General features: G+C 72.8%; 16 protein-coding genes. 6 read left to right on the top strand and 10 right to left on the bottom strand.

Annotation, left to right across the window (positions count from 1 at the left end; all coding sequences use genetic code 11):
• Window positions 1–12 precede the first annotated feature (12 nt).
• Window positions 13–1,671 carry a polyprenol phosphomannose-dependent alpha 1,6 mannosyltransferase MptB gene (gene mptB / locus ACZ6NZ_RS30855; RefSeq protein ID WP_465861346.1) on the top strand — a complete coding sequence of 553 codons (1,659 nt, stop codon included), beginning with the start codon at window positions 13–15 and terminating at the stop codon, window positions 1,669–1,671.
• A 250-nt stretch (window positions 1,672–1,921) separates the two neighbouring features.
• On the opposite strand, the gene ACZ6NZ_RS30860 is transcribed toward mptB, so the two are convergent.
• The 3 genes from ACZ6NZ_RS30860 to glnA all read right to left on the bottom strand — a co-directional run bounded on the left by ACZ6NZ_RS30860 (window position 1,922) and on the right by glnA (window position 4,822).
• Entirely contained in the window at window positions 1,922–2,905 is a 984-nt protein-coding gene (locus tag ACZ6NZ_RS30860) for a hypothetical protein (protein ID WP_465861347.1), read from the bottom strand.
• A complete protein-coding gene (locus ACZ6NZ_RS30865) occupies window positions 2,902–3,267 on the bottom strand; it encodes a PadR family transcriptional regulator (RefSeq protein WP_357206601.1) in 366 nt (121 codons plus the stop codon). The genes ACZ6NZ_RS30860 and ACZ6NZ_RS30865 overlap by 4 nt, the downstream gene beginning before the upstream one ends.
• A 130-nt stretch (window positions 3,268–3,397) precedes the next feature.
• The gene (gene glnA, locus ACZ6NZ_RS30870) at window positions 3,398–4,822 is read right to left on the bottom strand and encodes a type I glutamate--ammonia ligase (protein ID WP_112671701.1); all 1,425 of its coding nucleotides are present in this window, start codon (window positions 4,820–4,822) and stop codon (window positions 3,398–3,400) included.
• A gap of 262 nt (window positions 4,823–5,084) precedes the next feature.
• Here glnA and ACZ6NZ_RS30875 point away from each other — a divergent pair, with 262 nt between their 5' ends.
• Window positions 5,085–5,483 carry an RDD family protein gene (locus ACZ6NZ_RS30875; protein ID WP_366608875.1) on the top strand — a complete coding sequence of 133 codons (399 nt, stop codon included), beginning with the start codon at window positions 5,085–5,087 and terminating at the stop codon, window positions 5,481–5,483.
• A gap of 445 nt (window positions 5,484–5,928) precedes the next feature.
• Here ACZ6NZ_RS30875 and ACZ6NZ_RS30880 read toward each other — a convergent pair whose 3' ends face one another.
• Window positions 5,929–6,615 carry a DUF4191 domain-containing protein gene (locus ACZ6NZ_RS30880; protein WP_347659390.1) on the bottom strand — a complete coding sequence of 229 codons (687 nt, stop codon included), beginning with the start codon at window positions 6,613–6,615 and terminating at the stop codon, window positions 5,929–5,931.
• Window positions 6,616–6,822: 207 nt separating this feature from the next.
• Here ACZ6NZ_RS30880 and ACZ6NZ_RS30885 point away from each other — a divergent pair, with 207 nt between their 5' ends.
• Window positions 6,823–6,993 (top strand): hypothetical protein, encoded by a 171-nt coding sequence (locus ACZ6NZ_RS30885; protein ID WP_167362519.1) that lies wholly within the window; start codon window positions 6,823–6,825, stop codon window positions 6,991–6,993.
• A 239-nt stretch (window positions 6,994–7,232) separates the two neighbouring features.
• Complete coding sequence (locus tag ACZ6NZ_RS30890; RefSeq protein ID WP_465861348.1) at window positions 7,233–10,124, top strand: helix-turn-helix transcriptional regulator; 2,892 nt, start codon at window positions 7,233–7,235, stop codon at window positions 10,122–10,124.
• 68 nt (window positions 10,125–10,192) lie between these two features.
• Here ACZ6NZ_RS30890 and ACZ6NZ_RS30895 read toward each other — a convergent pair whose 3' ends face one another.
• Window positions 10,193–11,911, bottom strand: a complete 1,719-nt coding sequence (locus ACZ6NZ_RS30895) for a hypothetical protein (RefSeq protein ID WP_465861349.1) — start codon at window positions 11,909–11,911, stop codon at window positions 10,193–10,195.
• 53 nt (window positions 11,912–11,964) lie between these two features.
• On the bottom strand, window positions 11,965–12,960 hold the full coding sequence (lipA, locus tag ACZ6NZ_RS30900) for a lipoyl synthase (protein WP_366608871.1): 996 nt from the start codon (window positions 12,958–12,960) through the stop codon (window positions 11,965–11,967).
• A gap of 453 nt (window positions 12,961–13,413) precedes the next feature.
• On the opposite strand from lipA, the gene aspS reads away from it, so the two are divergent.
• Window positions 13,414–14,700, top strand: coding sequence for an aspartate--tRNA(Asn) ligase (aspS, locus tag ACZ6NZ_RS30905; protein ID WP_465861350.1), 1,287 nt, complete (start codon window positions 13,414–13,416; stop codon window positions 14,698–14,700).
• Between the two features lie 38 nt (window positions 14,701–14,738).
• On the opposite strand, the gene lipB is transcribed toward aspS, so the two are convergent.
• The 3 genes from lipB to ACZ6NZ_RS30920 all read right to left on the bottom strand — a co-directional run bounded on the left by lipB (window position 14,739) and on the right by ACZ6NZ_RS30920 (window position 18,683).
• Window positions 14,739–15,380, bottom strand: coding sequence for a lipoyl(octanoyl) transferase LipB (gene lipB / locus ACZ6NZ_RS30910; protein ID WP_366608869.1), 642 nt, complete (start codon window positions 15,378–15,380; stop codon window positions 14,739–14,741).
• A gap of 96 nt (window positions 15,381–15,476) precedes the next feature.
• The gene (locus tag ACZ6NZ_RS30915; RefSeq protein WP_465861351.1) at window positions 15,477–16,793 is read right to left on the bottom strand and encodes a hypothetical protein; all 1,317 of its coding nucleotides are present in this window, start codon (window positions 16,791–16,793) and stop codon (window positions 15,477–15,479) included.
• Window positions 16,794–16,850: 57 nt separating this feature from the next.
• Entirely contained in the window at window positions 16,851–18,683 is a 1,833-nt protein-coding gene (locus tag ACZ6NZ_RS30920; protein ID WP_366608867.1) for a DUF6311 domain-containing protein, read from the bottom strand.
• A gap of 213 nt (window positions 18,684–18,896) precedes the next feature.
• Here ACZ6NZ_RS30920 and ACZ6NZ_RS30925 point away from each other — a divergent pair, with 213 nt between their 5' ends.
• Window positions 18,897–20,138 carry an extracellular catalytic domain type 1 short-chain-length polyhydroxyalkanoate depolymerase gene (locus tag ACZ6NZ_RS30925; RefSeq protein ID WP_465861352.1) on the top strand — a complete coding sequence of 414 codons (1,242 nt, stop codon included), beginning with the start codon at window positions 18,897–18,899 and terminating at the stop codon, window positions 20,136–20,138.
• 91 nt (window positions 20,139–20,229) lie between these two features.
• Here the strand turns inward: ACZ6NZ_RS30925 and ACZ6NZ_RS30930 are convergent, their stop codons facing one another.
• A complete protein-coding gene (locus tag ACZ6NZ_RS30930) occupies window positions 20,230–21,129 on the bottom strand; it encodes a TIGR01777 family oxidoreductase (RefSeq protein WP_465861353.1) in 900 nt (299 codons plus the stop codon).
• Window positions 21,130–21,280 lie beyond the last annotated feature (151 nt).

A 21,280-nucleotide genomic window follows, 5' to 3' on the forward strand; every position in this document is an offset into this window, starting at 1 on the left:
GAAGGTGCGCCGGTGACCGCTCCCGGTGCCTCTCGCTCCCGGTACGCCGGCCTGGTCGGGGCGGTTCTGCTCGCCCTGGCCGGATACCTCGGCGGGGCGCTGCCCGACGCCCCGCTGGGGGTGACACCCGCGTCGATCTGGCGGACCCCGGACGGCCCGGCGACGCTGACCTGCTGGCTGATCGGCACCGTGCTGCTGGTCGGGGCGTGGTGGTCACTGCGCGACGGTGTGCCGTCGACCCGGTGGGCGTACGTCACCGCCGGGCTGTGGGCGCTACCGCTACTGCTCGCGCCACCGCTGGGCAGCCGGGACGTCTACTCGTACGCGTGCCAGGGCTGGACGTACGCGCACGGCGTCGACCCGTACACAGTGGGGGTGGCGGCGGCGGGCTGCTCCTGGCTGGACACCGTGGCACCGATCTGGCGGGACACCCCGGCACCGTACGGCCCGGTCTTCGTCCTGCTGGCGGCCCTCGCCGTCGGCCCCGGCGGCGGGCTCACCGGGACCATCGTGGCGCTGCGCGTGATCGCCGTGGCGGGGCTGCTACTGGCCGCGATCTGCCTGCCCGCGCTGGCCCGGGCGGCCGGGGTGCCGGCCCCACGGGCGGTCTGGTTGACGCTGGCCGGTCCGCTGGTCGGCGTACACCTCGTGGCCGGCGCGCACAACGACGCCGTGATGCTGGGCCTGCTGCTGTGCGGACTGCTGGTAGTGGTCCGGCGACCAGGTCGGGCGGCGGCGCTGCTGCTGGCCGGAGCGCTGCTCGGGCTGGCGGTCACGGTGAAGGCCAGCGCCGTGGTGGTGGTGCCGTTCGCCGTACTGGCCGGGATGCCCGACCAGTACACCGTTCGGGCGCTGCTGCGCCAGGCTGGTTGGCTGGCCGGCGGGCTGCTGGCCGCGCTGCTGGTCACCGCTGCGGTGTCCGGCCTCGGCTTCGGCTGGGTGGGCGGGCTGACCCACAGCGGCGACTCGGAGCAGTGGACGTCACCACCCACCGCCGTGGGCTTCGTGGTCGACTACGCCGCTGCGCTGGTCGGCCGGGACCCGCAGGCGGTGCCGGTGGTCCGAGCGGTCGCGCTGCTGCTGCTCGTCGGGGTCCTGCTGGTGCTCTGGTGGCGGGCCTGGCGGACCCTCCGCGAGCTGAACGACGTCGCGGGTCGCGAGGCAGGGCGGTGCGGGGTCGCGGGTCCCGAGGTGGGGCGGTGCGGGGTCGCGGGTCGCGAGGTGGGACGTTGCCGGGTCGCGGCCGTCGAGGCGGGACGGTGCGGGGTCGCGGGTTGCGAGGTGGCTGCTCGCGAGGGGGCGTCTTCCGGTGGTGGCGCACCCTCGGGGCTCGCGCGCCCTGAGGGTGGGCGTCCTGCGGTGGTGCGATCCCGGGTGGCGCTGCACGGCGCGGCGTTGGCGCTGGTCGCCACCGTCGTCCTGTCCCCGGTCTTCCACCCCTGGTACGCGACCTGGCCGCTGGCGCTGCTCGCGCTCACCGCCGCCCGCACGAGTTGGTTCATGCTGCCCACCGCTGCGGCAGCCTTCCTCGCCCTGCCCGACGGCACCAACCTGGCCCGCGTCACCAAGGCACCCGGTGCCCTGGCGATGACCGCCCTGCTCCTGACCGTCCTCATCCGCACCTTCCGCGCCGCCCATGCCGCCCATGCCGCCCGCGCCGCCCACCGCTGACGCCCCTGACGCCGTTGATCATCAGGTTGACGGGGGCAATCCGGGCGGAACGCCTCGCCAACCTCATGATCGTCCTCGTCCTGCGGGCAAGATCGTGCTCGAACGTGGATGTAGTGGTCTCCGACGCGACTGAGACCACTACATCCAGGTTCGAGCACGATCTTGGGGCGGGGCGGGGCGGGGCGGGGCGGGGCGGGGCGGGGCGGGGCGGTGCGGGGCGGGGCGGGGCGGTGGGCTCAGGGGGTGGGGGTCAGGCTCGCGCGCCGCAGGTGGGGCAGGGCTGGGTTGAGGCCTTGAGAGTGGAGGTCCGCCGCGAGCGGAACAGGACGGCCAGGAGCAGTACGGCCGGACCGGCGAGCGCGACGGCGACAGCGCTCACTGCCAGCTCCGCGAAGGTGACGGCGCCTCGTGCCGCGCCGAAGTTGTCAGCCAGGCCGGGCACCGCCAGGAAGCCGGCGGGGGTGAGCAGCGTGACGAGCGCCCAGCCGCCGCGGGCGTCCCCGCCCAGTGCCAGCCCCATGGCCAACAGGGTCCCGACGGCCAGTAACAGTCCACCGACGGTGGGCAGGAAGACTTCCATGGCGGTTCCGTGGTAGATGAAAACCGGGTCCAAGCCGACCAGGAATTCCGTTCCCAGCACCGCCAACAGTGCGGACAGCGCCGGCGCGAGGCGGATCGCCCGGGAGGGGCGATCGGGCAGGGCGAGCCCCAGCAGGCCCAGGACCACCTGCGGCAGCAGCACCATCAGCGGCGGTCGGAGTGCGTCGAGCGCCGCGGCCACCGGTGGCAGCGCGATGGTGAACACCAGCGCGACGGTGATGGCCCACCGGGCGACCCGACCCGGCGCGACGGCGATCACCACTGCCGCCAGCAGCCATGCCGCCCACGTGACGACACCGAGCGAGACGAACGGACCGACGCGGGGAACGCCCCACTCCACGGGCGGCGGGTGCAGCTCCGCCGTACCCCAGACTCCGGCCAGAGCGCTGGCGGTGACCAGGGCCAGCAGCGCCGCGAGGCGTACCCCGGGGATCAGGTCGGTGACGCCCGCGGCCCGCAGCCGCTGGCGGAGGCCGCCGCGCACCAGGTCCGCGGCGTCCGCCGGCGTCGGCCAGCGTTGGTCAAGGGCGGCCAGGTCGAGGTAGGTGCCGACGATTTCGGCGCCGCGGGCGCGCCGGTAGTCGGCGGGGTACGCGCGCAGCAGCCGGAGGTAACGGCGTTCCAGGTCGTTCATGCCAAGCCTCCGGCCGTGCGCGGGGTGGTCGGGAGGGCGGCGCGAGTCCGCTTGGACAGCCGGGCGGTGGCGGCCTCGACGTTGCGACGCAGCCGCTCGGTCTCGGTGCTCAACGTGGTCTCACCAGCGGGGGAGAGGCGGTAGTAGCGGCGCAGTCGGCCGTCCACCACCTCCTCCCGGTCGACCTCGACCAGGCCGGCGTCGACCAGCCGGTCGAGCGCCCCGTAGAGCGTCCCGGGGCGTAGCGACACGCGGTTGTCGGAGAGGGCGGCGACCTCACCGATCAGCCCGTAGCCGTGCATCGGCTGGGCGGCCAGCGCGGTGAGGATCAGGAAGGTCGGTTCGCGTAGAGGTGTGTCCACCGGAGCAATATATCGGACGCGAAGGTATGTCGGGGTGGCGCACAGCGAGCCGGGCCGGCTCCGCGGTGAGCGGAGCCGGCCCGGCCGGTGTTTCGAGCGACTGCTCAGCAGTCGTCGTGCAGCTGACTGCTCAGCAGTCGTAGTACATGGCGAACTCGTGCGGGGTCGGGCGCAGACGCACCGGGTCGACCTCGTTGGCGCGCTTCCAGTCGACCCAGGTGGAGATCAGGTCGGGCGTGAAGACGCCGCCGTCGAGCAGGTAGTCGTGGTCGGCCTCCAGCGAGTCGAGCACTGCCGACAGCGAGCCCGGCACCTGCTTGACGTCGCCCCACTCCTCCGGCGGGAGGTCGTAGAGGTCCTTGTCGATCGGCGTCGGCGGCTCGATCTTGCTCTTGATGCCGTCGAGGCCGGCCATCATCATGGCCGAGAAGGCCAGGTAGACGTTCGCCGACGGGTCCGGGACGCGGAACTCGACGCGCTTGGCCTTCGGGTTCGCGCCGGTCACCGGGATGCGGGTGCAGGCGGACCGGTTGCGCTGCGAGTAGACCAGGTTGACCGGCGCCTCGAAGCCCGGCACCAGGCGACGGTACGAGTTGATCGTCGGGTTGGTGAAGGCCAGCAGCGACGGCGCGTGGTGCAGCAGACCGCCGATGTACCAGCGGGCCATGTCGGACAGGCCGGCGTAGCCGGTCTCGTCGTAGAACAGCGGCTCACCGTTGAGCCAGAGGCTCTGGTGGGTGTGCATGCCGGAGCCGTTGTCGCCGAACAGCGGCTTGGGCATGAACGTCGCGGTCTTGCCGTTGGCCCAGGCCTCGTTCTTCACGATGTACTTGAAGAGCTGGAGCTGGTCACCGGCGTGCAGCAGGGTGGAGAACCGGTAGTTGATCTCGGACTGGCCGGCGGTGCCCACCTCGTGGTGCGAGCGCTCCACGTTGAAGCCGGTGTCGACCAGGCGGCGCACGATCGAGTCACGCAGGTCGGCGTAGTGGTCGACCGGCGGGACGGGGAAGTAGCCGCCCTTGTACGCGGTCTTGTAACCGCGGTTGCCGCCCGGCTCTTCGCGGCCGGTGTTCCAGGCGCCCTCGATCGAGTCGATGTAGTAGAACGACTGGTGCGCCGAGGTCTCGTGGCGGATCGAGTCGAAGATGTAGAACTCCGCCTCGGCACCGAAGTACGCGGTGTCGGCGATGCCGCTCGCCGCCAGGTACGCCTCGGCCTTCTTCGCCACGTTGCGCGGGTCGCGGCTGTAGGCCTCGCGGGTGAACGGGTCGTGGATGAAGAAGTTGAGCGCGAGCGTCTTCTGCGCGCGGAACGGGTCGATGAACGCGGTGGCGACATCCGGGAGCAGGAGCATGTCCGACTCGTGGATCGCCTGGAAACCGCGGATCGACGAACCGTCGAACGCGAGGCCGTCGGTGAAGAGGTCGTCGTTGACGGACTCGACCGGCAGGTTGAAGTGCTGCATCACGCCGGGCAGGTCACAGAAACGAACGTCGACGAACTTCACGTCCTCGTTCTTGAGGTATCGCAGCAGTTCCTCGGGATTGGCGAACACACATCCTCCTGGCACGTCCACGGGGTGGCTAGGCTTCTGGCGACGCTAGGGCCGGGGGGTTGCCCGGCCGTGTCTCCGTTGTTTCTGCCGTGTTACGTCCCTCGCGGAGCGTCAGGCACGCCCCGTCCACGCCTCAGGCCCGCCAGGGACGCCGTACCGACTGTGCCATTGTAATAACATCTGATTGCTTTGGCCTGAATCGGCACGCAGTGGCGGCGGCACCCGGCAAGCCCTCATCCCGGCGCGGATACCCTTGACCGCTGTGACCAATCCGCACCTCCCGGCAGCGCCGGCCACCGACCCCAGCTTCACCGCGCCGAGCCTCGGTCGGCGGTTCGGGGCGCTGATCATCGACTGGGTGCTCTGCCTGCTGGTGTCCAACTTCTTCGCCGACCCGGTACGCGACGGCTGGGCCCCGGTGCTGGTGCTGGTCCTGGTGTACGGCATCTTCCTCGGCCTGTTCGCCCAGACTCCGGGCATGTTCATCACGAAGGTCCGCTGCGTGAACTGGCACGACGGCGGCCGGATCGGCGTGCTCCGGGGGCTGATCCGTGGCCTCCTGCTGGCCCTTGTCGTCCCCGCACTGATCATGGACGAGCACCGACGCGGCCTGCACGACCGGATCGCCGGCTCCGTCATCGTCGACGCCCCCCGCGCCTGACCCGACCCACGCCGAGCCTGCTCCACGCCACCCCGCCACCCGGTTCCCGCCACCGGGCTCTCGGCACCACGGCTCCCGCCACCACGGCTCCCGGAAAGATCGCAATCGACCCCTGGCCCAGGTGACACGGCGAGTTCCGAACCCAGGATCGCCACTCCGGAACCCCTCGCCCGCGTCGATCTTGCAATTCCTGTCGCCGATATGCACGAGATGCCCGCTTATGTCGCAACAGAAAGTGCAAGATCGCGGAGGAGGGGGAGCTCGGCCTCGTCGATCATGGAGTTGCGGTGCCCGGTTTGGTCTGGGGCAGGCACTTTGTCACCGACCACAACTCCATGATCGACGGGGCAGGGGGTGGGGCGGGATGGGCGGGGCGCGTTCGACGCCAGACGCGAAAGAGCCGGACCCGTATGGGTCCGGCTCCTTTACGCGTACACCTCGGGGGTCAGCGGCCCCGCGACTGGCGGAAGGCGCCCGGCGGCCGCATGTTCTTCGGGATCGCGCCCTTGGGCATCTGCGGCCGGGCGGTGAGCGCCTTGAGGCGCTTGTCCAGCGAGTTGACGTCCTTGCCGGAGAGGGCGCGGGGCAGGCGCAGCAGCGTGGTCCGCAGCTTGCGGATCGGCAGCTCGCCCTCCTCCTGCCCGATCACGTAGTCGTGCAGGGGAGCGGAGCCGATCACCTTGGACAGCCGCCGCTTCTCCTGGCCGAGCAGGCCGCGCACCCGCTGCGGGTTGCCCTCGGCCAGCAGGATCACGCCCGGGCGCCCGATCACCAGGTGGATCATGTCCATCTGGGTGGTCGAGCTGACCGCCGGGGTCACCCGCCAGTCGCCGCGCATGTTCTCCATGATCTGCGCCGCCGCGCCGGGTTGCCCCTCGGCGGCGTTCATCATCGCCTTGTTGGACCGCAGGTTGAGCACGATCAGCACCGCGAGCAGGATGAACAGGATGCCCAGCGGCAGCCAGATCCAGCCCCAGAGGATGACCGCGACCACGGTGAGCGCGAGCGGGAGCAGCACCGCGGCGGCGACCAACGGCGCGAACCACCGGTCCTGCTTGGCGGTGAACTGGAACACCATCCCGATCTGCTTCAGCCGCTGGCCGAACGAGACCTTCTCCTGGGGCTTTGCCATGCCGCAGAGTCTAGTGGTCGCCGCCGGCCCGGTTGATCCGCGTCCGGGTGCCGGGGCAGCTGAGTACCTTACGTCGCCGCGAGCGCCCTGAGTGGCCGGGTAAGGAGGCAGTGGGCGCGGAAGATGAGGCACCGTGCCCATGCCCGGGTGGGGCCTTCGCGCGAAGAGTCGTCAGCAGAAGACGACGACGCCACGAAGGAGCCCGACATGTTCGGCAACGACGCAGATTTCCTGCTCACCCTGCACCGTACCCACGCCGCCGAGCTGCGCGCCGACGCTGCCGCCGACCGGCTCGCCCGGTCCCTGTCCCGTCCGGTCAGCCGAGGGTGGTTGGGCCGGCGCAGGCAGGCCGGTCGCACCGGCGACGCCCGCCGGTGACCGCGCTCAGGGTGGCCGCCACGTCCACCGCGCCCGGCGTGGCTGCCACGTCCACCGCGCCCGGCGTGGCTGCCACGTCCACCGCTGCCGCAGTGGATGCCAGGTCCACCGCGCCCGGCGTGGCTGTCACGACTAGCCCACCCGGCGGGTTGGCCGCTCGAACCGATCCGACCCCGCCGCCCGGCAGCCGGCCGATCGGCGGGGCCGGCGGGGCGGGCCGTCATGGCATGCTCGAACACGTGACCGTACGCGCCGCCAGCTCCGTCCTCGTCGGGCGTCACCGCGAGACCGTGGCACTACGAGACGCGCTGGGCCGGGCGCGGGCCGGGGAGCCGACCGCCGTGCTGGTCGGCGGCGAGGCTGGGGTGGGTAAGACGCGGCTGCTGGAGGAGTTCGCGGGCTGGGCCACCGAGGGCGCGGCGCGGGTGCTCGTCGGCCAGTGCCTGGAGCTGGGCGAGGCGGGTCTGCCGTTCGCGCCGTTCGCCGCCGCGTTGCGGGCGGTGCTCCGCGCCGACGGCCCGGAGGTCTTCGCCGGTTACGAGGCGGAGTTCGCTCCGCTCCTGCCGGAGCTGGGGCGTGCCTCCGCGGCGCTGACCACCCCGCGCGCGGTCCCGCTCGGCGACGCCCCGCGCGGCTACCTGTTCGACCTGGTCGCCGAGCTGTTCCAGCGGCTGGCCGATGCGCGCCCGCTGGTCCTGATCATCGAGGACCTGCACTGGGCCGACCGTTCCACCCGCGACCTGATCGGTTTCCTCGTCCGGGCGGCGAGGCCGGGCCGGCTGCTGCTGGTCTGCACCTACCGCACGGACGAGTTGCAGCGCGGGCACCCGCTGCGCCCGTTCCTCGCCGAGCTGGATCGGGCCCGGGGTGTGCAGCGGGTCGAGCTGGCCCGCCTGGACCGCGACGGCACCGCCGCGATCCTCGCCGACCTGCTCGGCGCCGAGCCGATCGCCCGCGCCGTCGACGATGTCCACCGCCGCACCCAGGGCAACCCCTTCTTCATCGAGGAGTTGGCTGTCGCCGGTGACCCGATCGGCTGCGCGGCGCTGCCCGAGACGCTGCGTGACCTGCTGCTGGCCCGGGTGGACCGGCTTCCGGAGCCGGCGCAGCGGGTGCTGCGGATCGCCGCCGCCGGCGGCACCCGGTTCGCCCACGACCTGCTCGCCGAGGTCGCCGGGCTGCCCGAAACCGAGCTGGAGGACGCGTTACGCGCCGCCGTCGCCGCCCAGTTGGTGGTGGCCGACCGGGACGGTGACTACGAGTTCCGACACGCGCTGGTCCGCGAGGCCGTACACGACGAGTTGCTGCCCGGTGAGCACGCCCGGCTGCACGCCCGTTTCGCCGCCGCCATCGAGGCCCAACCGCATCTGGTCGCCGCCGGCCGGGCCCCGGCCGAGATCGCCCACCACTGGTACGCCGCGCACGACCACCCGCGCGCCCTCGTCGCCGCACGAGCCGCCGCGTGCGCCGCCGCCGACCGCTACGCGTACGCCGAGCAGCGTCGACTGTTGGAGCGGGCGCTGGAGTTGTGGGAACTGGTGCCGGACGCCGCCGATCTACTCGGCATGGACCATCTGGCGTTGCTGGAGCAGACGCTGGCCGCGGCGGTCACGGCCGGCGACTTCAGCCGGGCCATCACGCTGACCCGGGCCGGACTGGCCGAGGTGGACACCGACGCCGCACCGCTGCGCGCCGCCCGCCTGCTCAACCAGCGGGGTCGGCTGATGGCCCTGCTCGGCAAGAGCGACGGTCGCCGCGAGCTGGACGAGGCGTACCGGCTGGCCGCCGGCGGCCCCCGTGACGTGGCGCGGGTTCGGCTGCTGGCCGACATCGCCGCGCACATGGTCAAGATCGACCCTGGACAGGCGGCCCGGGTGGCTGCCGAGGCTGCCGTGGACGGCAGGGCGCTCGGCGAGGACCTGGCGTTGCTGCACACCCGGATCGCCCTGCTCTGCCACGGCGAGCGGGACCTGGAGCGGGGGTTGGCCGAGCTGAGCCAGGCTGAGGCCGTCGTCCGCGAGTCCGGGGACTCCACGGCTCTGGTGCTCGCCCGGGTGTACCAGTCGGACGTGCTGTGCGAGCTGGGCCGCTACGCCGAGTCCGCGCAGGCCGCCGAGGCCGGCGTGGCCGAGGCGCGACGGGTGGGGATCAGCCGCTCCACCGGGGCGTACCTGCTCTCCAACCGGGCCGAGGCGCTCATCGCGTTGGGTCGGTGGGACGAGGCCGAGGCGGTCTGCGGAGAGGCTGCCCGGATCGACCTGTCCGGTGTCACCAGTCTGCACTGGATCCAGTTGGGCGCCGGGCTGCGGCTGGCCCGCGCCCATCCGGGCGCCGACGAGCTGGTCGAGCGGGCGCTCACCTTCCTCAACCGACCGTACCTGTGGCCGAACCACCGCCTGCCCCTGCGCGAGCTGGCGATCGAGGCGGCGCTGGCCGCGGACGACAAAATCGAGGCGGTACGGGCGGCCCGCGTAGCGGTGGCCGACGAGAGCCTGCCGCGCCTGCCCCGGGAGGGCTGGCCGGTGCTCAGCGCCGCCGCGCGTACCGCGGCGCGGGTGAGTGACCGGGAGTTGGCCGCGGCCGTGGCGGCGCTCGCCACCGACCTGCCGGCGCGGCACCCGGCCGCCCGCGCGCACGCCGCCCAGGTCACCGCGCTGCTCGCGGTCGGCGACCAGGCGCTGCCGGCGTGGCGTGCGGCGGTCGACGCGTGGCGGGCCGACGGGCAGCCCTACCCGTTGGGCAGGGCGCTGCTGGCGCTGGGCGAGGCGACGGCCGCAGCGGGGGAGCGCGACGAGGCGGCGGCGGCGGTCACCGAGGCCACCGAGATCGGCCGGCGGCTGGGCGCGACCCCGCTGGTCGAGGCGGCCGCCACCCTGGCGCGGCGGGTTGGCCTGCGCGCCGGGGGCGGGGCCGGAGCGGACCTGTTGACCGCCCGGGAGCGGGAGGTGCTGCGCCTGGTCGCCGAGGGGCACAGCAACAGCCGGATCGCCGAGCGGCTGTTCATCTCGCCGAAGACCGCGAGCGTGCACGTCTCCCGGATCATCGCGAAGCTGGGTGTGACCAACCGGGTCGAGGCCGCCGCCCTGGCCCACCGCCTCGGCCTGCTCACCGAGGCCGCCGGGCCGCGCTGATGCCCGCCGGGACCGCCGGGCCGCGCTGACGCCCGCCGGGACCGCCGCGCTGACGTGGGCCGTCGGGGTCAGCGCGGCAGGTAGATGCGCCAGCCCTCGATGGTGACCAGGTCGAGGCTGCCCGGCGTGGTTCGCTGTCGCTCGTCGAGCACCTTCGCGAGGGGTGAGCCGGCCGGGGCGACCCAGGCCGGTGCCGCCGCCCTGTCCACCTCCCGCCGGTACGCGGGGTAGCGGTCGAAACCGGGGCGCAGGGTGTCGTCGACGACCGCGCAGACCACCTGCTCGGCGCTGGCAAAGGTGAGCCGGTTGCAGGTCCAGTAGCCGGCGCGCACGTGCCGTACGCCGAGCTGACGCAGGGTGCTCATCAGCTCGGTGTGCCGGGCCTCGGCGGCCCGGGTCGCCGGGACGGTCTCCGCCGCCCGCCAGGTGGCGTGGGCCGCCGTGCCCAGCGTGGCGGCGAGCACCACCACCGCGACCGACCGGGCCAGCGTCGGCCCGACGCCACGTCGGCCGGTCGCCGCCGGACGCAGCCCGTGCCGGGCCACCGTCCACACCGGCCAGAGCAGCGCCGGCAGGGAGATGAGCAGGCAGGACAGGTAGCGGGAACTCTCCACCGGGGTGAGCCCGGCGGAACTGCTCACTGTGTACGCGCCGAGGGTGGCCACCGCGGCCAGTACGAGCGCCAGCCGCGCCGCCGCGGCCACCCGAGGCGACACCGCGTCGGGGCCGACAGCGGCAGAGCCGGCGAGATCGGGTTCGCCGGTACGCAGGGCCCGCCAGGCGGTGACGGCGGCGATGGCCAGCAGCAGCGGCAGGGCGAGCGCCCACCACAGTTGCCAGGTGGCGCACTGCCCGGGAGCGCAGAATCCCATGCCCAGCCCGGGGCCGAGCACCAGGCCGCCGTGCAGCCGGTCCGGCCAGTCCGCGCTGGCGTTCGTGCCGCTGGCCGCGAGCACGGCGCGCAGCGGGTTGCGCCCGGTCAGCAAGCTGTGCAGCAGCAGCGGGGCCGCTCCCAGCACGGCCGCCGCCCCGAGGACCGCCCCGGCTGCACCCCACAGCTCCCGGCGGCGGAACCCGACGAGGACCGCGCCGGTGGCCGCGACGTACGGCAGCACGAGCGGGTCGACCCAGAGCATCAGCCCGGCCAGCAACCCCCACAGGGCCCAGCGCGCCAGCCGCCAACCGGGTCGCCCGGCGTCGGTCGCCCGCCCGTCGGGTCGCCCGGCATCGGCCGTCCGCTGCCCCGGTCGGCCGGTGGCGAGGTCCACGGCGAGCAGGGCCAGCGCCGCCCCGGCCGCGTTCATCTCGGGGTAGCCGCCGCCGGCGATCAGCTGGTTCTTGACGATCCGGTCGGAGCCGAGGGCCAGCAGAGCCACCATCAGCGGGCCGAACCACCGGTCCCCGGTCAGCCGCAGGGTCAACCGCCAGGCCAGCAGCAGGAACAGCGCGTACAGGGCCAGCGTGGGCAACCGCAGCCCGAGCAGCGACGGTCCACCGGCGAGGGCGAACACCGGCGCGGCCAGGTACGCCTCCAGCGTGCCCATGTACTGCTGGCCGTAGAACCAGACCGGGAAGCCCTCGCCCCGGGCGATGTGCAGCGCGGCCAGCCCCATGGTGGCCTCGTCGCTGTTCGTCGGCGGGGCGGCGTGCAGCAGCAGCCAGAGCCGGTAACCCACCCCGGCGAGCACCGCCAACCCGGTGAGCCAACCGACCAGGCCGGTACGCGCGCCCGGTCGCGGGCGCGGCGGGCCCGCGCCGCGCGGCTGCTCGCGTACGCCGACGGTCATCACAGGATCATGACACCCGGACGCGGAACGGCCGCGCGGCGCTGCCGGCGACGTCAGCTGGCGGTGGCGACCGAGGCGGCGGCGCGGGCGTCGATGGCCTGCTGGTAGAGCCGGCCGGCCCGGTACGACGAACGCACCAGCGGCCCGCTCATCACCCCGGCGAAGCCGATCTCCTCGGCCTCCTCGCGCAGCTCCACGAACTCCTCCGGCTTGACCCAGCGGGTCACCGGGTGGTGGCGGGGCGAGGGGCGCAGGTACTGGGTGATGGTGATCAGTTCGCAGCCGGCGTCGTGCAGGTCGCGCAGGGCCTGCGACACTTCGGCCCGCTCCTCGCCCATGCCCAGGATCAGGTTGCTCTTGGTGACCAGGCCGTCGGCGCGGGCCTGCCGGATCACGTCCAGCGAGCGGTCGTAGCGGAACGCCGGGCGGATGCGCTTGAAGATGCGCGGCACCGTCTCCACGTTGTGGGCCAGCACCTCGGGGCGGGAGCCGAAGACCTCGGCCAACTGCTCGGGGACGGCGTTGAAGTCCGGGATCAGCAGCTCGACGCCGCAGCCGGGCTGCAACGCGTGGATCTGTCGGACGGTCTCGGCGTACAGCCAGGCACCGCCGTCGGGCAGGTCGTCACGGGCGACACCGGTGATGGTGGCGTAACGCAGCCCCATCGAGACCACCGACTCGGCGACGCGGCGCGGCTCGTCGGCGTCGAACTCGGCCGGCTTGCCGGTGTCGATCTGGCAGAAGTCGCAGCGCCGGGTGCACTGGTCACCACCGATGAGGAAGGTGGCCTCCCGGTCTTCCCAACATTCGTAGATGTTGGGGCAGCCGGCCTCCTGGCAGACGGTGTGCAGCCCCTCGCGCGAGACGAGCCCGCGCAACTGGGTGTACTCCGGGCCCATCTTGGCCTTGACCTTGATCCATGGCGGTTTGCGCTCGATCGGCGTCTCGGCGTTACGCGCCTCGATCCGCAGCAGACGCCGCCCCTCGGGGGCCGCCGTTGCGGTGCGCGCTGCCTGGCCGGTCGTCGGCGCGGAGTGCTCGATCGTCACGAAAATGAGCCTACGCCGGACGGCAGCCGTCTATGTGCGTCAGGCGACCGGCGTCACGCCCCAAACGTTGTGACGCCGGACACCGGGGTGTCGAAAATGTGCGTCACACGAGAGGGATTCGGGTGCTACGGTCACCGCCAACAGCGACGACGGAGCCGAGTAGCCCCCGACCCGCCAGCGCAGAGAGCCGCCGGTGCTGAGAGGCGGTCTGGCGCCGGGGCGCGAAGACCCTCCCGAGCTGCGGGAAGAACGGCCGCGGGCCCTCCGCGCCCAGTAGAGCCCGCCCGGCTGGCCCCGGTCATCAGGCGACGAACGAGGCCCCCGCTCCGGCGGGGGCGAAGGTGTGGTGGCACCGCGAGGATCCCGCTCGCCCACACCTCCCTGGGGCTGATGCGACGCTTTCGCCACCCCGGGGCGGCGACGGCGTGGCGATCGACCGAGGAGCAACTCGCCATGCAACGAACCCTGTCCCACCACCTGCCCGCGCACGTCGGCACGACAGTGCGGATCGCCGGCTGGGTGCACCGTCGCCGACTGCTCAAGTCGGTGGCCTTCCTGATCGTGCGCGACGCCACCGGCCTGACCCAGGTGGTCGTCACCGACCCGACCGTCCGCGCCGAGCTGGAGAAACTCACCGAAGAGACGGCCGTCGAGGTCACCGCGACGGCCACCGCGAACGGCACGACGCCCGCCGGGGTCGAGCTGACCGACCCGACGGTACGTCTGCTCGGGCCGCCCGCCGTGCCGCCGCCGTTCGACCTGTACCGGCCGGCACTCACCGCGAGCCTGCCCACGCAGCTCGACAACGCGCCCACCGCGCTGCGCCACCCCACCCGTTCGGCCGCCCTGCGGATCTCGGCGGCCGCCGTGGCGGGGTTCCGGGCCGCCCTCGACGTCCAGGACTTCGTGGAGGTCCACACGCCGAAGGTGGTCAGCTCCAGCACCGAGAGCGGTGCGGACGTGTTCGCGCTGGACTGGTTCGGTCGACCCGCCTACCTGGCCCAGTCACCGCAGTTCTACAAGCAGGTGATGGTCGGCGTCTTCGAACGTGTCTACGAGGTCGGGCCGGTCTTCCGGGCCGAACCGCACGACACGGTCCGGCACCTCGCGCAGTACACGTCGCTCGACGCGGAGCTGGGCTTCGTCGGCGACCACCGGGACGTGATGCGCGTACTGCGCGACACGGTGGCCGGGATGCTCGGCACCGTGGGCGAGCGGGCCGGCGGCGCACTGGCCACGCTCGGCGTCACGCCGCCGCAGGTGCCGGCGGAGATCCCGGCGGTGCACTTCACCGAGGCGCTGACGATCGCCGGCGCGCCCGCCGACGAGCCGGACCTCGCGCCCGCCCACGAACGGGCGCTGGGCGAGTGGGCCCGCCGCGAACACGGGTCGGACTTCCTGTTCGTCACCGGCTACCCGATGGCCAAGCGGCCCTTCTACACCCACCCGGACCCGGCGCGGCCCGCGTACTCGAACGGTTTTGACCTGCTGTTTCGCGGTTTGGAGCTGGTCACCGGCGGGCAGCGGTTGCACCGGCACGCCGACTACCTGGCGGCGTTGGCGGCCCGGGGCGAGCCGGTCGAGCCGTACGCCGGCTACCTGGACGCGTTCCGGCACGGCATGCCGCCGCACGGCGGCTTCGCCATCGGTCTGGAACGGTTCGTGGCCCGGCTGGTCGGCGCGGCGAACGTCCGCGAGGTCACCGCGTTCCCCCGTGACCTGCACCGCCTGACCCCGTGAGCGAGGCGGCCCCCGGCGGTGACGTCGGGGGCCGTCGTTCACACCGTGATGAGGGTGGAGAGTCGGCGTTCGACCACCGGAAGCACGTCGGCGACGCTGATCGGCCGACCAAGCTCAGCGGTGAGTGAGGTGACGCCGGCGTCCCGGATGCCGCACGGCACGATCCGGTCGAAGTACGTCAGGTCGCAGTCGCAGTTGATCGAGAAGCCGTGCAGGGTGACGCCCCGGGCCACCCGGATGCCGATGGCCGCCACCTTGCGGGCCGGCCCCCGGTCGTCCTCGGGCACCCAGACCCCGCTGCGCCCCTCGACCCGGCCGGCGGTCAGCCCGAACTCCGCGCACACGTCGATGAGCAGCTCTTCGGTCCGGCGCACGTAGGCGACCACGTCCACCGGGTCGGGCAGGCGCAGGATCGGGTAGCCGACGAGCTGCCCCGGCCCATGCCAGGTGATCTTGCCGCCACGGTCCACGTCGACGACCGGGGTGCCGTCCATGGGCCGGTCCCACGGTTCGGTGCGCTTGCCCGCCGTGTAGACGCTCGGGTGCTCCAGCAGCAGCACTGTGTCGCCGCGCTCGCCAGCCACCACCGACTCGTGCAGGCTCCGCTGCTCGTCCCAGGCGGCCTGGTAGTCGAGCAGACCGGCACGGACGGCCGTCAGGCCGGGGGTCGTCGTTGTCACGGCAACCAGCCTAGTCCCGTCTGAAGCGATCATCCCTGGTGAGCCGCCTCACGAGGACCAGGTCAGCCGGTCGCCGTGCCGCTCGGCGGTTGGCTGTCACGGCGCAGCAGGGCCCGTCGCGGCGCGGTGACGGCGGACGCGGCGGACGCGGCGGACGATGAGAGCGATCACGAGCAGCGCCGGCACGGCCAGCGTCAGGTAGACCCAGATCGGGGCGGCGAACGGTGACGGTCGGGGTTCCGGCCCACCGAACGCGGCCCGGGTCAGCAGGTCGCCCGGCACCATCAGGTCGGTCGACCCGACCGGCGTGGTCACCAGCACCTCGCGACCGCCCTCGGGCGACAGCGCGGCGAGAACGGCCTGCTGGTCCGTGTCCGCCTCCGTTCTGCTGACATACCGCAGGAGCGGGTCGTCGCCGCGCCAGCCGACGATCCCGCTGACCGAGGTGCCGGCCGGCAGGGCCTGGCCGACCGCCTGACCGGTGGTCGCGTCCAGGAACTCGATTCGCCAGCTGCGCGCCGCCACCTGCTCGGCGGTGCACCGGGGCCCGGCGCAGCCGTCGAAGGCGAGCAGCGCGAGCCGCCGGCCGTCCGGATGCCAGGCGGCGGGGCCGGCCAGTATCCGCCGGTCGCCCAGGTCGACCTGCCAGCGAGGACCGCCGCCGCTCGGGTCCAGGACCACAAGTCGCTGCCGCTCGGCGAGCCGGGCAGGCACGTCCGGCGAGCCGGTGACCGCCACCAGGTCGCCGGCGGGGGACCAGGCCGCCTTGTTGTGGTCGGCGAAGGTGCCGGCCGCGACCACCTGCTCGGTGCCCTGGTACGGGTCGACGACGAGCAGGTCGTCGGGCTTTTCCGGGTCGTTGAGCTGCTGATTGTCCGGCCCGTAGCTGATCACGTGATCGTCGTTGCTGCGGGTGCCGAGCACGCGTTGCCCATCCGGTGACCAGGCGAACGGGTGCAGCCCGGGTTTCACCGTGCGGCGCTGCCGGCCGGTGGTGAGGTCCAGCAACTCGCCGGACTGCGGCCGCAGGTAGTGGCGTCCGTCGGGGGAGAGCAGCCCGTGCCCCTCTGCCATGCCGATCGGGATGAGCCGGTACGCGCCGTCCCGGGCGACCAGGACGCCGGTCGACTCGAAATAGCGGGTGCGGTCGGTGAAGAACACCAACGCGGCCGGACCGGCCGGGCGTTGCCCGACGGTGGCCTGCCACAGCCACGGGTCGCGCACCCGGCTCGGCACCACCCCGGCCGTGCTGTCGGTGACAGCGCCTCCGGCGGCCGTGTTGTCGGTGAGAGTGCGGCTCGCGGCCGTGGCGGGGCGGTCGGCGGCCGTGGCCGCCGGCGCGCTGAGCGCGACGAGCCCCAGCGCGAGCCCGGCCACCGCGGCACGCCGCAGTCGCCTGCCGGTCGATTCCATCGGCCCATTAGACGCGATGACGGCCGGTCGTGGTGCCCCGACCGGCCGCGTCGCGGACTACCGATCGGTGGGCGGGATGCGCCAGAGCCAGACGTCGTCGACCCGTTGCGGCTCACCGAACAGGGCGATGCCGGTACGCCGCAGCGCCTCCTCGTCGACCTCGAACTTCGCGCCGTGCACCTGGTCGGCGAGGACCACCGTCTCGATGCGCCAGTGCCGCAGGTCCGACTGGACCTCCCGGATCGTTCCGTCGGTGATGATGGGGACCAGCCCGGTGCGGCCGGCCTGGTCCATCAACGCGCTGAGCGTGCGCGGCACCGGACCGATCCGGCCCCGCCCGTCCGGCCCGCCGGGCCCGAGGAAGAAACCGCCCGGGATGGCGAACTCGCCCTGCCGGTGCGACAGCGCGTACGCCTGCCACCGCTGGCCGTCCGGGTAGATGTCCACCGTCAGCGGCACCGGGGTCAGCACCCCGTCGGGCGAGACGTAGTCCCGCCAGGTGCCGGAGGTGATGAAGCGCGGGATCGGCTCCCGCTCGTCGGTCAGCAGCGGGGTGGGCAGCAGCGGCACCAGGGCCACCGCGAAGCCGAGCAGCCAGGCCAACTCCGTGGAGCGGTGCCGGGGTGGCGCGGCGCGCAGCTGGTCGACGGCGTACGCCAGCAGCAGCCCGACCACGGGCGCGACCACCAGGGCCAGCCGGGCCGGTAGCGCGGCGTTCACCACCGGCAGCTGTCCGACCAGGTCGAACGGCATGGGGAGGTCGGTACGTCGGCCGTCGACCTTGGCGACCGGCCCGAAGGAGAGCACCGTGAAGATCAGCGCGAGGGCGCCCAGCGCCCAGAGGGTGGCCCGGCGGTGCGGGTCGGCCCGCCGCCACAGCGCGACGAAACAGACCACCGTGAGCACCAGCAGCGGAATGCCGAAGAACGAGTTCTCCTCGGTCGGGTTCGGCGCCAACGAGGTGCCCAACCCGGCCTCGCCGGCCAGCGAGCGGCGTGGGAAGGCGGCGAACGCCGCGATGTCCTCGGAGTGGATCACCGGGTCGAAGCCGGTGCCGTGGAACCGTTGCGGCCCGGCGAAGTGCAACCACAGGGGGTACGACAGCAGCACGCCGGCCACCACGGCGGTCACCCCGAGCCCGCGCAGGAAGGTGGGCAGCACGGCGCGGGCCTCCACCCGGTTGGCCGGGTGCAGCGCCCAGATGGCGACGAACACCCCCAGCGCCAGCGCGGTGAAGAAGAGCCCTTCGGCGGCGATCGAGAAGGCCACCGCCACCAGCACGCCGAGGATCACCCCGTCCCGAAGCCAGTGCCCGGGGCGGCGTAGCGCGAACAGCCGCCAGATCAGCAGCGGCACCAGCCAACCGGCGGTCCAGTTCAGGTGCGCGTTGGCGTGCGACACCATGCCGGGGGAGTAGGCGATGAACAGGGCGCCGACCCCGGCCGCCAGCCGACTGCGGACCAGGTGCCGGGAGAGCAGCCAGTACCAGACCAGTGCGGTCGCGAGCAGGTTCAGGGTGAGGATCACCAGGAACGTCGCCGGCGGCCCGATCAGGTACGTGAGCGGGGCGAAGACCACCGCGTACACGGTGATCGTCGTGTTGACCGCGAGGTTCACCCCGTCCGGGACGTTGATCAGGTAGGTGAAGAGCGGGTTGTCCCAGTGGGTGACCGCGTGCCCGCCGAAGGCCAGCAGCCACTCGAACAGCGCCTGGTCGCTGGAGTTGACGGTGATGGTGCGGGTGTTCGGGTCCCGCCACAGCCCGCTCGTCACCCAGACGGCGAGCGCGAGCGCCACCAGCACGACGATCAGGTCGGCCCGGCGGTCCCGGACGGCGCGCGGCGGTGACGTGGGGGCAGGCCCGGTGGCCAGCGACGGGGAGGACGGCACGCAGCGGACGTTACCAACCGGACCTGGACGCTCCGGTCAGACCGGCGGTTGTCGTCGGTTCCGGTACGGCGACGGCGGGCGGGGTTCGGCGTACACAACGTTCGTCGTGAATGTGTGAGTGTGCCCCATGTCATAGCGGCGACACATCGTCGTAACGTCTCGGCAACCCGACAGTGACCCAGTTCACAGTCTGCCCCTTCCAGGAGGCCCGCCGTGCGCCGCTCCTCGTCCACTCTCACCCGGCTGCTCGGTGCGGTCGCCGGGCTCGCCCTCGCCGTCACGGGCGCGGTCGCCGTCGCAGCCCCCGCCCAGGCCGCCACCCTCACCCAGGTCACCGGCTTCGGCTCCAACCCCGGCAACCTCGCCATGTACGCCTACCGGCCGGACAACCTGCCGGCCAACTCCCCGGCCGTCGTGCTCCTGCACGGCTGCGTCCAGAACGCCTCCGGCTACTTCGCCAACTCCGGCTGGCAGAAGTACGCCGACCAGTGGAAGTTCGCCCTGATCGTCGCCCAGCAGCCGGCCGGCAACAACGCCAACTCCTGCTTCAACTTCTTCGAGGCCGCAGACACCACCCGTGGCCAGGGCGAGGCGCTGTCGATCAAGCAGATGGTGGACCACGCCAAGACGAACTACGGGGTGAACGGCTCCCGCGTCTACGTCAGCGGGCTCTCCGCGGGCGGGGCGATGAGCGCGGTCATGCTGGCCACCTACCCGGACGTGTTCGCCGCCGGATCGATCATCGCCGGGATCCCGTACCGCTGCGCCACCAGCATGGTCAACGCCTTCAGCTGCATGAACCCGGGTGCGGACAAGACCCCGGCCGCGTGGGGCGACCTGGTGCGCGGCGCGTACTCCGGTTACACCGGCCCGCGCCCCCGGGTGGCGATCTGGCACGGCACCTCGGACACCACGGTCACTTCGCTCAACGGCACCGAGTCCCGCGACCAGTGGACCAACGTGCGAGGCGTGTCGCAGACCCCGACCAGCACCTCGTCGCTGCCCGGCAACACCAGCCTTGAGGTGTACGGCAACGACGACGTACGCCTCTACCGGATCTCCGGAATGGGCCACGGCACCCCGGTCGACCCGGGCTCGGCGGCCGAGCAGTGCGGCACTGCGGGCGCGTACTTCCTGGACACCATCTGCTCCACGTACCGTGACGCGCTCTTCTTCGGTCTGAACGGCGGCGGGACCAACCCGACCCCGACCCCGACGGCCACTCCCACCCCGACGCCGACCGCCACCCCCACGCCGACCCCGACGGCCACCCCGACCACGCCGCCGACCTGCGTGACGGCCAGCAACTACGCGCACGTGGCGGCCGGTCGGGCGTACCAGTCCGGTGGCTACGCCTATGCCAACGGCTCCAACCAGCGGATGGGCCTCTACAACACGTTCTACACCAGCACCCTCAAGCAGACCGCCCCCAACAACTGGGTAATCGGCTGCTGACCCCCCTCACCCGCCTTCGTTGATCATGAAGTTATTGCCACGACACGCCGAGGCGAGTGGCAATAACTTCATGATCGACGGAGTCTCCTGGTCAGTCCTTCAGGGCTGCGGTCAGGGCGGTGGGGAGAGTGGGGTGGTGGTACGGGTAGCCGGCTCGGGTGAGGACGCTCGGGAGGACTCTGGTGCTGGTGAGTGCCTCGTGGGCGAAGCCGCCGAGGGCCACCTTGAGCGCCAGCGCGGGGATCGGGATGACCGCCGGCCGGTGCAGTTGCCGGGCCAGTTCGCGGGTGAACTCGGCGTTGGTGACCGGGTTCGGGCCCACCACGTTGACCGGGCCGGCGATGTCGTCGCGGTCCAGCAGGAAACGGACCGCGCCCAGCCAGTCGGCCATCGAGATCCAGGGCAGCCACTGCCGGCCACTGCCCAACCGGCCGGCGATGCCGAGCTTGAACGGCAACAGTTGTGGCTTGAGCAGGCCGCCGTCACGGTGCAGCGGCAGGCCGGTACGTAGCCGGACCACGCGTACACCGGCGTCCTCGGCCGGACGGGTCGCGGCCTCCCACACCCGGCAGACGTCGGCCAGGAAACCCTCGCCGGCCGGGGCGTCCTCCTCGACCGCGCGGTCGCCCGTGTTGCCGTACCAACCGACGGCCGAGGAGTTGAGCAGCACCCGGGGCCGGTCCGCGGCGGCCAGCCCGGCGATCGTGGTCGCCAGCGTGGTGGTGGTGTCCACCCGGCTGGTGCGGATCAATCGCCGGTACTCGTCGTTCCAGCGTTTGTCGCCGACGCCCGCGCCGGCCAGGTTGACCACGGCGTCGGCCTCGGCGACCACGGCCGGGTCGAGTTGCCCGGCTGCCGGGTCCCACAACTGCTGTCGCGGCCCGCCCGACCCTCGACGGACCAGTCGGGTGACCTCGTGCCCCTCGCGGACGAGCAGGTCGGCCAGCCGGGTGCCAAGGAAGCCGGACGCGCCGGCCAGAAGGATCCGCATACCCCCATCTTCGTCCAAACCCCCGCCCCCGGACGCACCTGCCCGCTCCCACCCCTCGCCGATCTGTGAGTGGGGGTTGTCAAGAGGTGCGGTGGTGGGTGGTGATGGTGCGGTAGAGCTGTCGGGCGATGTAGCGCTTGAGGCAGCGGGT

Source organism: Micromonospora sp. NPDC047756, assembly GCF_055587245.1.

What these genes read in the sequence shown, in the direction of transcription:
- ACZ6NZ_RS30860 (WP_465861347.1), bottom strand. Translation starts at nt 2,905, where the DNA reads ATGAACGACCTGGAACGCCGTTACCTCCGGCTGCTGCGCGCGTACCCC.
- ACZ6NZ_RS30880 (WP_347659390.1), bottom strand. Translation starts at nt 6,615, where the DNA reads ATGGCAAAGCCCCAGGAGAAGGTCTCGTTCGGCCAGCGGCTGAAGCAG.
- ACZ6NZ_RS30885 (WP_167362519.1), top strand. Translation starts at nt 6,823, where the DNA reads ATGTTCGGCAACGACGCAGATTTCCTGCTCACCCTGCACCGTACCCAC.
- ACZ6NZ_RS30895 (WP_465861349.1), bottom strand. Translation starts at nt 11,911, where the DNA reads ATGACCGTCGGCGTACGCGAGCAGCCGCGCGGCGCGGGCCCGCCGCGC.
- aspS (WP_465861350.1), top strand. Translation starts at nt 13,414, where the DNA reads ATGCAACGAACCCTGTCCCACCACCTGCCCGCGCACGTCGGCACGACA.
- ACZ6NZ_RS30915 (WP_465861351.1), bottom strand. Translation starts at nt 16,793, where the DNA reads ATGGAATCGACCGGCAGGCGACTGCGGCGTGCCGCGGTGGCCGGGCTC.
- ACZ6NZ_RS30930 (WP_465861353.1), bottom strand. Translation starts at nt 21,129, where the DNA reads ATGCGGATCCTTCTGGCCGGCGCGTCCGGCTTCCTTGGCACCCGGCTG.